We start from the raw sequence: 9,273 nt of genomic DNA, 5'->3' as shown, positions 1-9,273 counted from the left end.
CCGTTCGCGAGCTTCAACGGCTCGGTGGAGCAGGTCGACGAGGAGCGCGCCCGCCTGCGGGTGACGGTCTCGATCTTCGGCCGCGCGACCCCGGTCGAGCTGGAATACAACCAGGTCGAAAAGACCAGCTAGGCGCGAACGTCCGAGGTGGACCGCCAAGGACGCCAAGAACGCCAAGAGCCTTCGGCGGAAGCCGACGCGGCAGCCCGCGTCATCATTGATGCCGGGCTCAAGGTGCATCGCGCGCTCGGCGCGGGGCTGGTTGAATCCACCTATGAGCGGCGCCTCGCGCATGAGCTCGGCTTGCGTGGCGGTTCAATCGGGCTGCGTGTTGTTTCTGAGGCCTATCGCTGATATGAGCGCCGGCTTCGCGGTTTGCTGCGAAATTCAAATCCGTGGGAGGGGGCGGCCACCGTTACCCCGCACCACGGCTCAACCGGCTCCCAAGGAGCCATGAGGAGAAACGATGGCCAAGAAGATCTTGGGCTATATCAAGCTGCAGGTGCCCGCGGGCGCCGCCACGCCTTCGCCGCCCATCGGGCCGGCGCTGGGCCAGCGCGGCGTCAACATCATGGGCTTCTGCAAGGAATTCAACGCCCGCACCGAGAAGGAACAACGGGGCACGCCCCTGCCGACGGTGATCACCGTCTACCAGGACAAGAGCTTCACCTTCATCACCAAGACCCCGCCGGCGAGCTATTACATCAAGCAGGCGATCGGGCTGAAGTCAGGCTCCAAGGAGCCGGGCCGGTCGGTGGCGGGCAAGATCACCCGCACGCAGCTGCGCGACATCGCCACCAAGAAGATGAAGGATCTCAACGCCAATGACGTTGAGGCCGCCGCCAAGATCATCGAGGGCTCCGCGCGCTCGATGGGCCTGCAGATCGTGGAGTCCTGACCATGGCGACCGCAAAGCGCATCAAGGCGTTCACCGGCGACCGCCTGGTCACCCATCCCGTCGAAGCCGCCGTCAAGCTGGTGAAGGCCAACGCCACCGCCAAGTTCGACGAGAGCGTCGAGATCGCCGTCAACCTGGGCGTCGACCCGCGTCACGCCGACCAGCAGGTCCGCGGCGTGGTGGCCCTGCCGTCCGGCACCGGCCGCGACGTGCGCGTCGCCGTGATCGCCAAGGACGCCAAGGCGGCCGAAGCCACCGCCGCCGGGGCCGACATCGTGGGCGCCGAGGACCTGGTGGAGCGCATCCAGGGCGGCTTCATGGAGTTCGACCGGGTGATCGCCACCCCGGACATGATGGCCCTGGTGGGCCGCCTCGGTAAGGTGCTGGGCCCGCGCGGCCTGATGCCGAACCCGCGGGTCGGCACCGTGACGCCCAACGTCGCCCAGGCCGTGAAGGACGCCAAGGGCGGCTCCATCGAGTTCCGCACCGAAAAGACCGGCATCATCCACGCCGGCATCGGCAAGGCGAGCTTCACCGACGAGGCCCTGCTGGCCAATGTGAAGGCCATGGTGGACGCGCTGAACAAGGCCAAGCCTTCCGGCGCCAAGGGCACGTACATCAAGCGTATCAGCCTGTCCTCGACCATGGGGCCGGGCTTCAAGGTGGACGAGGCCTCGCTGAAGGCCTGATCGCCGGATATCCGGATCGGGGAGGGGGCCGCGGCGACGCGGCCCCCTTTTTCGTGCGCGGCGCACGGCTAGCACAGTTGTCTAGACGGCTAGATAGCCTTATCTAGCCGTCTAGACGCGGAGGCGATGTCGATGGCTTTCCATGTTCGGGATCCGGAAACGGACACGCTGGTGCGGGAGCTTGCTCGCAAACGCGGCGTCGGCTTGACCGAAGCCATCAAGCAGGCGGTCGACGCCGAACTCAAAAGGGACGCGGCCGAGCCGACCTTCCTGGAAAAACTGCACGCCCTGCAGGACAGGGTCGCGCGACGTCCAAAAAGCGGCCTGAAGGCGGACAAGGCTTTTTTTGACTGGCTGTCCGGCCAGGAAGACGACTGATGTTCATCGACGCCTCGGCGCTGTGCGCGATCCTGCTGGAAGAGCCGGACGCGGAGCGTCATGCCGGAAAGATGGCGAACGCTCCGTCGTTGCTGACGTCCCACGTCGCGCTGTTCGAGACGGTGTTGGCGCTTGCGAGGGTGTACGGCGGCGATATGCGTGCAGCCCGCCAGGACGTGGCCGATTTCCTGCAACTGTCGAAGATCAACGTGGTCGGGATCGGCGAAGCCGAACGGGAACTCGCCCTCGACGCCTTCGAGCGCTACGGCAAGGGCCGGCATCCGGCGCGGCTCAACATGGGCGACTGCTTCGCCTACGCCTGCGCGCGCACCCATGGCGCGCCGCTGCTCTTCAAGGGCGATGACTTCAGTCGCACGGATATCGCCGTCGCCTGACAGCCCGGGCCGGCGGCTGGTCGGCGGAGCGGCTGCAGCCCGCCCATTGAATTTCCGCGCGTCTGCGTGTAAAGCCCGCGCCTCTTAGAGTTTCGCCCCTTCGCGGGGGCGTGGGTGGGGGAGCCTCCGGGCTTCCCGATCCTGTCCAAGAACTGCGGGGTTCCGGGGGCCACCCGGACCGTAACCGAAGGAAGAGCCCTTCCTTCGCCGTGGGGAGACGGGAAGATGAGGTTTCCGCGCCGCCCTCCCCGGGCGCGTGAGGACTGCGGCTTCTCAAGGACAGGCTGAGCGATCCCGACGCGGGCATGCGCCCGCGCGCGGCGATCGTGGTTACGGCGTCCGGGTCGTCCGGGCGCCGCACTTGAGCAGGAGACCGCAATGGACCGCGCTGAAAAGCAGGACGCGATCGAAACGCTGAAAGGCGTCTTCGCCTCGTCCGGGGCCGTGGTCGTGACCCACTACATGGGTCTGACCGTTGCGGAAATGACCGATCTGCGGGGCCGCCTTCGTCAACAGGGCGCCAAGCTGCAGGTGGTGAAGAACACGCTGGCCAAGAAGGCGCTCGACGGTTCGGTCGGCGAAGCGGGCGACGCCCTCTTCGCAGGTCCGGTCGCGCTCGCCTTCGCGCCGGACGCCGTCTCCGCCGCCAAGGTCGCGACCGCCTACGCCAAGGACAATGACAAGTTCACGGTCATTGGCGGGCTGATGGGCCAACAGGTGCTGGACAAGAAGGCGGTCACTTCGCTCGCCTCGCTGCCTTCCCTGGACGAGCTCCGCGGCAAGATCATCGGCCTTATCCAGGCGCCGGCGACCAAGGTCGCGGGCGTGCTGCAGGCGCCGGCGGCTCAGCTCGCGCGCGTCATGGCCGCCTACGCCGCCAAAGACGCCGCCTGATCGTCATTTCCACGAAACCACATCACACCGACTTAAGGACCCAACATCATGGCTAACCTCGAAAAAATCGTCGAAGACCTGTCCGCCCTGACCGTGCTGGAAGCTTCCGAGCTCTCCAAGCTGCTGGAAGACAAGTGGGGCGTCTCCGCCGCGGCTCCGGTCGCGGTCGCCGCCGCTGGCGGCGCGGCTGCAGCTCCGGCCGAAGCGGTCGAAGAACAGACCGAATTCACCGTCGTGCTCACCGCCGGCGGCGACAAGAAGATCAACGTGATCAAGGAAGTCCGCGGCGTGCGTCCGGACCTGGGCCTGAAGGAAGCCAAGGACCTGGTGGAAGCCGCCCCGCAGAACGTGAAGGAAAACGTTTCCAAGCAGGAAGCGGAAGAGGTCAAGAAGAAGCTGGAAGCCGCCGGCGCGTCCGTCACCATCAAGTAGGACGCCGCCTCGTTCCGACCGATACGGAAAGGCCCGGGGCGAACCCCCGGGCCTTTTTCGTGGGCGCCTATCTGCGGACCACCGCGACGAGGTACCGGCAGGGCGCGTCGCCCTCGTTGCGGAAGACGCAGTCCGACGGCGGGCCGAACTCGAGGCGGTCTCCCGGCCCCAGCGCCGTTCGCCCCTCGCCCTCGATGATCACGACGCGTCCCTCGATCACCCACAGGACCTGGCGGATCAGCAGGTAGGACGCCGCGGGCGCGGCGACCTCCGCGCCGGCCGGCAACTCCACCTCGGCGAGTTCCAGTGGCAGGGCGGGGCTCAGGCAGACCTGGCGGCGCCTGTAGCCGGTGGCCGGATCGGTCCAGACCGGCTGGTCGGCCCTGCGGCGCACCCGCGCGTCGCCGCCCGCCGCCGGCGTCAGCAGCTCCGCCAGGGTCATGTCGAGGGCCGAGGCGATCCGCATGAGCACCGTGGCGGTCGGGCTGGCCTCCATGCGCTCGACCTTGCTGAGCATGGCCCTGGACACCCCGGACCGTTCGGCGACATCGGCCAGCGACCACTTCCGGGCCGCGCGCGCCGCCGCGATGCGGCCCGCCAGATGCGCTCCGATGTCCTCTATATTTGACATTATATCCCTTATATTCGACAGTCCCCGGGTTGCAAGGGAGATGTCGATGGCGTCGCCGTCCTGGATCCGGATCGCCACCCTGCAGGACGCGCCTGCGCTGGCGGCGATCTATGCGCCCTACGTGGCGGAGACGGCGGTCTCCCTTGAAGCATCGCCGCCGGACGAAGCCGAGATGGCGGCCCGCGTCGCACGCCTCGGACCGGACTTCCCGTGGCTCGTCTGCGAGCAGGAGGGCAGGGCGCTCGGCTACGCCTATGCGGCGCCCTACGCCGAGCGGGCGGGCTACCGCTGGTCGGCGGCGGCGACGGTCTATGTGGCGCGCGACGCCCATCGCGCGGGAATTGGCCGCGCGCTCTACCGGCGACTGCTGTCGATCCTGGAACTGCAGGGCTTCCATGCGGTGTTCGGCGGCATAACCCTGCCCAACGCCGCCAGCGTCGGCCTGCACGAGGCCTGTGGATTTTCCCAGGTCGGCGTCTACCGCGAGGTCGGCTACAAGCTGGGCGCCTGGCATGACGTCGGCTGGTGGGGCCTCACCCTGGGCGCCCCCGCGCACGACCCCGCTCCGCCGCTCGCCTTCTCGACAGACCTCTTCCAAAAGGCGTCGTCGGCCGGCCCTTGCTGACGACGGAGCTCCACCGAAGCGCGGTGGTGCAAAACGTCGCACCCCGGAACCCTTCGGCCCCCCTGCGGTTCTACGCTCAGGCCTGCCCAAGGCGTCGACAGGGCCCCGGGAGCGCCGGAGCCGACGAAAAACGGGCGAGGCGGCGTCGGCGCAAGCGGGCGTCGCCTTGGTCTTATGCGCATTTTCCAATTTCGGGCTTGGCGCCGACGCTCAAAGCGCCTATCTCGCGTGCTTCGCGAAATTTTCGACCCGTCTTCCGACGCGACTTTTCGCGCGTGATTGCTCCGAGGCATGGCCCCCCGCCCTCTGGCCATGCGAGGGAGCGCCCCTGACGAGACAGGGGCGATTCCAGCGTCCGGCCGCGTCCGCGCGGTCGAGGGTGGACGCAGGATGCAGACACCGGCGCGTGGGGTCCCCTCCGCGCGCCCGCAAGGGAAAAACATGGCGCAATCGTTCACCGGCAAGAAGCGGATCCGCAAGTCTTTCGGCCGCATCCCTGAAGCCGTGCAGATGCCGAACCTCATCGAGGTCCAGCGCTCTTCCTACGAGCAGTTCCTGCAGCGCGAGACCCGCGCCGGCGAGCGCCGGGAAGAGGGGGTCGAGGCGGTCTTCAGGTCGGTGTTCCCGATCAAGGACTTCAACGAGCGCGCGGTGCTCGAATACGTCTCCTACGAATTCGAGGAACCGAAGTACGACGTCGAGGAATGCGTCCAGCGCGACATGACCTACGCCGCGCCGCTCAAGGTGAAGCTGCGGCTGATCGTGTTTGAAACCGATGAGGAAACCGGCGCCCGCTCCGTCAAGGACATCAAGGAGCAGGACGTCTACATGGGCGACATCCCGCTCATGACCGAGAAGGGCACCTTCATCGTCAACGGCACCCAGCGGGTGATCGTCTCCCAGATGCACCGCTCGCCGGGCGTGTTCTTCGACCACGACAAGGGCAAGACCCACGCCTCGGGCAAGCTGCTGTTCGCCGCGCGCGTCATTCCCTACCGCGGCTCGTGGCTCGACTTCGAGTTCGACGCCAAGGACATCGTCTTCGTCCGCATCGACCGGCGCCGCAAGCTGCCGGCCACCACCTTCCTGATGGCGCTGGGCATGGACGGGGAGGAGATCCTCTCCACCTTCTACGACACCGTCTCCTACGAAAAGCGCACCGACGCCAAGTCCGGCGCCGCCGGCTGGGCCACCGTCTACAAGCCCGAGCGCTGGCGCGGGGTGAAGCCCGAGTACCCGCTGGTCGACGCCGACACCGGCGAGGAGATCGCCCCGGCCGGCACCAAGATCTCGGCCCGCAACGCCAAGAAGTACGCCGACGCCGGCCTGAAGACCCTGCTGCTGGCGCCCGAGGCGCTCACCGGCCGGTATCTGGCCCGCGACCTGGTCAACTTCGAGACCGGCGAGATCTACGCCGAGGCCGGCGACGAGCTGGACCCGGCCCTGATCGCCGCGCTGGAGGAGCAGGGCTTCACCACCCTCGACGTGCTCGACGTCGACGAGGTGACCATGGGCGCCTACATGCGCAACACCCTGCGCGTGGACAAGAACACCGCCCGCGAGGACGCGCTGTTCGACATCTACCGCGTCATGCGCCCGGGCGAGCCGCCGACGGTGGAGGCCGCCGAGGCCATGTTCAAGTCGCTGTTCTTCGACGGCGAGCGCTACGACCTGTCCTCGGTCGGCCGCGTGAAGATGAACATGCGCCTGGAGCTCGACTGCCCCGACGACGTGCGCATCCTGCGCAAGGAAGACGTGCTGGCGGTGCTCAAGACCCTGGTGGGCCTGCGCGACGGCCGCGGCGAGATCGACGACATCGACAACCTGGGCAACCGCCGGGTCCGCTCGGTGGGCGAGCTGCTGGAGAACCAGTACCGCGTCGGCCTGCTGCGCATGGAACGCGCGATCAAGGAGCGCATGAGCTCCGTCGACATCGATACCGTGATGCCGCACGACCTGATCAACGCCAAGCCGGCGGCGGCGGCCGTGCGCGAGTTCTTCGGCTCGTCGCAGCTCTCGCAGTTCATGGACCAGACCAACCCGCTGTCGGAGATCACCCACAAGCGCCGCCTCTCGGCGCTGGGCCCGGGCGGCCTGACCCGCGAGCGCGCGGGCTTCGAGGTCCGCGACGTGCACCCGACCCACTACGGCCGGATCTGCCCGATCGAGACGCCGGAAGGTCCGAACATCGGCCTGATCAACAGCCTCGCCACCCACGCGGTGGTCAACAAGTACGGCTTCATCGAAAGCCCCTACCGCCGGATCAAGGACGGCAGGATCACCGACGAGGTGGTCTACATGTCGGCGATGGAGGAGGCCAAGCACGTCATCGCCCAGGCCAACATCAAGCTGCTGGACGGCGCCATCGTCGAGGACCTGGTCCCCGGCCGCATCAACGGCGAGCCCTCCCTGCTCCCCCGCGCCGACGTCGACCTGATGGACGTGTCGCCGAAGCAGGTGGTTTCGGTCGCCGCGTCGCTGATTCCGTTCCTGGAGAACGACGACGCCAACCGCGCCCTGATGGGTTCGAACATGCAGAAGCAGGCCGTGCCGCTCATCCAGACGGATGCGCCGCTGGTCGGCACCGGCATGGAGAGCATCGTGGCGGTGGACTCCGGCGCCGTGGTCGTCGCCCGCCGCTCCGGCGTGGTCGAGCAGATCGACGGCACCCGCATCGTGGTCCGCGCGACCGACGAGACCGACCCCACCAAGCCGGGCGTCGACATCTACCGCCTGCAGAAGTTCCAGCGCTCGAACACCTCGACCTGCATCAACCAGCGTCCGCTGGTGCGGGTGCATGACCTGATCACGGCCGGCGACGTCATCGCCGACGGCCCGTCGACGGACCTGGGCGAGCTGGCGCTGGGCCGCAACACCCTCGTCGCCTTCATGCCGTGGAACGGCTACAACTTCGAGGACTCGATCCTGATTTCCGAGCGGATCGTGCGCGACGACGTCTTCACCTCGATCCACATCGAGGAGTTCGAGGTCATGGCCCGCGACACCAAGCTGGGCCCGGAGGAAATCACCCGCGACATCCCCAACGTCGGCGAGGAAGCCCTGCGCAACCTCGACGAGGCGGGCATCGTGGCCATCGGCGCCGAGATCCTGCCGGGCGACATCCTGGTGGGCAAGGTGACGCCGAAGGGCGAGAGCCCGATGACGCCGGAAGAGAAGCTGCTGCGCGCCATCTTCGGCGAGAAGGCCTCCGACGTGCGCGACACCTCGCTGCGCCTGCCGCCCGGCGTGGCCGGCACGGTGGTGGAGGTGCGCGTCTTCAACCGCCACGGCGTCGACAAGGACGAACGCGCCATGGCCATCGAGCGCGCCGAGATCGATCGCCTGGGCAAGGACCGCGACGACGAGTTCGCGATCCTCAACCGCAACATGACCACCCGCCTGCGCCAGCTGCTCACCGGCAAGGTCGCCGTCTCCGGGCCGAAGGGCCTGGGCCGCGGCGAGATCACGCCGGAGAAGCTGGAGGAGATCGCGCCGGGCCTGTGGTGGCAGATCGCCCTCGACGACGAGAAGGCGATGGGCGAGCTGGAGGCCATGCGCCGGCAGTTCGACGAGGCCCGCAAGCGCCTCGACCGCCGCTTCGAGGACAAGGTCGATAAGCTGCAGCGCGGCGACGAGCTGCCGCCCGGCGTCATGAAGATGGTCAAGGTGTTCGTGGCGGTGAAGCGCAAGCTGCAGCCGGGCGACAAGATGGCCGGCCGTCACGGCAACAAGGGGGTCATCTCCAAGATCCTGCCGATCGAGGACATGCCCTACCTCGACGACGGCACCACGGTGGACATCGTCCTGAACCCGCTGGGCGTGCCCTCGCGCATGAACGTCGGCCAGATCTTCGAGACCCACCTGGGCTGGGCCGCCGCCGGCCTCGGCAAGCAGGTGGCCCAGCTGATGGAGGCCTGGCAGAACGGCGGCCAGCGCCAGGCGCTGATCGAGTACCTGTACGGCGTCTACGGCACGGACCAGGAGCTTCCGGAGTCCGACGAGGAGCTGCTGGAGCTGGCGCGCAACCTGTCGAAGGGCATCCCGTTCGCGACGCCGGTGTTCGACGGGGCGCACATCGCCGACATCGAGGACCTTCTGGAGAAGGCCGGTCTCAACCGCTCCGGCCAGGTGATGCTGCACGACGGCCAGACCGGCGAGCAGTTCAAGCGGCCGGTGACGGTGGGCTACATCTACATGCTGAAGCTGCACCACCTGGTGGACGACAAGATCCACGCCCGCTCGATCGGCCCCTACAGCCTGGTCACCCAGCAGCCGCTGGGCGGCAAGGCGCAGTTCGGCGGCCAGCGGTTCGGGGAAATGGAGGTGTGGGC

The 9,273-nt window shown here is 67.7% G+C and carries 10 protein-coding genes and 1 pseudogene; 10 read left to right on the top strand and 1 reads right to left on the bottom strand.

Annotated features, from left to right (window positions below; translation table 11 throughout):
* The 8 genes and pseudogenes from VGL30_RS10795 to rplL all read left to right on the top strand — a co-directional run.
* Positions 1 to 132 (top strand): annotated as a pseudogene (locus VGL30_RS10795) (transcription termination/antitermination protein NusG); the annotation flags it as partial.
* Between the two features lie 15 nt (positions 133 to 147).
* Positions 148 to 354, top strand: coding sequence for a GxxExxY protein (locus VGL30_RS10790; RefSeq protein WP_331539762.1), 207 nt, complete (start codon positions 148 to 150; stop codon positions 352 to 354).
* A gap of 112 nt (positions 355 to 466) precedes the next feature.
* Complete coding sequence (gene rplK, locus VGL30_RS10785; RefSeq protein WP_331539760.1) at positions 467 to 898, top strand: 50S ribosomal protein L11; 432 nt, start codon at positions 467 to 469, stop codon at positions 896 to 898.
* Positions 899 to 900: 2 nt separating this feature from the next.
* On the top strand, positions 901 to 1,587 hold the full coding sequence (gene rplA, locus VGL30_RS10780) for a 50S ribosomal protein L1 (protein WP_331539758.1): 687 nt from the start codon (positions 901 to 903) through the stop codon (positions 1,585 to 1,587).
* Positions 1,588 to 1,713: 126 nt separating this feature from the next.
* Complete coding sequence (locus VGL30_RS10775) at positions 1,714 to 1,965, top strand: type II toxin-antitoxin system VapB family antitoxin (RefSeq protein ID WP_331539756.1); 252 nt, start codon at positions 1,714 to 1,716, stop codon at positions 1,963 to 1,965.
* On the top strand, positions 1,965 to 2,360 hold the full coding sequence (locus tag VGL30_RS10770; protein ID WP_331539754.1) for a type II toxin-antitoxin system VapC family toxin: 396 nt from the start codon (positions 1,965 to 1,967) through the stop codon (positions 2,358 to 2,360). Before VGL30_RS10775 ends, VGL30_RS10770 begins: the two co-directional genes overlap by 1 nt.
* Positions 2,361 to 2,738: 378 nt before the next feature.
* Positions 2,739 to 3,254 carry a 50S ribosomal protein L10 gene (rplJ, locus tag VGL30_RS10765; protein ID WP_331539752.1) on the top strand — a complete coding sequence of 172 codons (516 nt, stop codon included), beginning with the start codon at positions 2,739 to 2,741 and terminating at the stop codon, positions 3,252 to 3,254.
* 48 nt (positions 3,255 to 3,302) lie between these two features.
* Entirely contained in the window at positions 3,303 to 3,686 is a 384-nt protein-coding gene (gene rplL / locus VGL30_RS10760; protein ID WP_331539750.1) for a 50S ribosomal protein L7/L12, read from the top strand.
* 67 nt (positions 3,687 to 3,753) lie between these two features.
* On the opposite strand, the gene VGL30_RS10755 is transcribed toward rplL, so the two are convergent.
* On the bottom strand, positions 3,754 to 4,317 hold the full coding sequence (locus VGL30_RS10755) for an XRE family transcriptional regulator (RefSeq protein WP_331539748.1): 564 nt from the start codon (positions 4,315 to 4,317) through the stop codon (positions 3,754 to 3,756).
* A gap of 46 nt (positions 4,318 to 4,363) precedes the next feature.
* Between VGL30_RS10755 and VGL30_RS10750 the strand changes: the two genes are divergently transcribed.
* Together VGL30_RS10750 and rpoB are read left to right on the top strand one after the other, a co-directional pair.
* Positions 4,364 to 4,942, top strand: coding sequence for an arsinothricin resistance N-acetyltransferase ArsN1 family B (locus VGL30_RS10750; RefSeq protein ID WP_331539746.1), 579 nt, complete (start codon positions 4,364 to 4,366; stop codon positions 4,940 to 4,942).
* Between the two features lie 441 nt (positions 4,943 to 5,383).
* Positions 5,384 to 9,273, top strand: a 3,890-nt coding sequence (gene rpoB, locus VGL30_RS10745) for a DNA-directed RNA polymerase subunit beta (RefSeq protein WP_331539744.1), incomplete at its 3' end; no start/stop codon positions are given.

The organism is Phenylobacterium sp., from assembly GCF_036502675.1.
In the GTDB taxonomy this organism is placed as follows: domain Bacteria; phylum Pseudomonadota; class Alphaproteobacteria; order Caulobacterales; family Caulobacteraceae; genus Phenylobacterium.
This window is presented reverse-complemented; position numbering and strand designations above follow the sequence as displayed.

Coding starts and splice junctions, on each gene's coding strand:
- rplK (WP_331539760.1), top strand. CDS start 467: ATGGCCAAGAAGATCTTGGGCTATATCAAGCTGCAGGTGCCCGCGGGC.
- rplA (WP_331539758.1), top strand. CDS start 901: ATGGCGACCGCAAAGCGCATCAAGGCGTTCACCGGCGACCGCCTGGTC.
- VGL30_RS10775 (WP_331539756.1), top strand. CDS start 1,714: ATGTCGATGGCTTTCCATGTTCGGGATCCGGAAACGGACACGCTGGTG.
- VGL30_RS10770 (WP_331539754.1), top strand. CDS start 1,965: ATGTTCATCGACGCCTCGGCGCTGTGCGCGATCCTGCTGGAAGAGCCG.
- rplJ (WP_331539752.1), top strand. CDS start 2,739: ATGGACCGCGCTGAAAAGCAGGACGCGATCGAAACGCTGAAAGGCGTC.
- rplL (WP_331539750.1), top strand. CDS start 3,303: ATGGCTAACCTCGAAAAAATCGTCGAAGACCTGTCCGCCCTGACCGTG.
- VGL30_RS10755 (WP_331539748.1), bottom strand. CDS start 4,317: ATGTCAAATATAGAGGACATCGGAGCGCATCTGGCGGGCCGCATCGCG.
- VGL30_RS10750 (WP_331539746.1), top strand. CDS start 4,364: ATGGCGTCGCCGTCCTGGATCCGGATCGCCACCCTGCAGGACGCGCCT.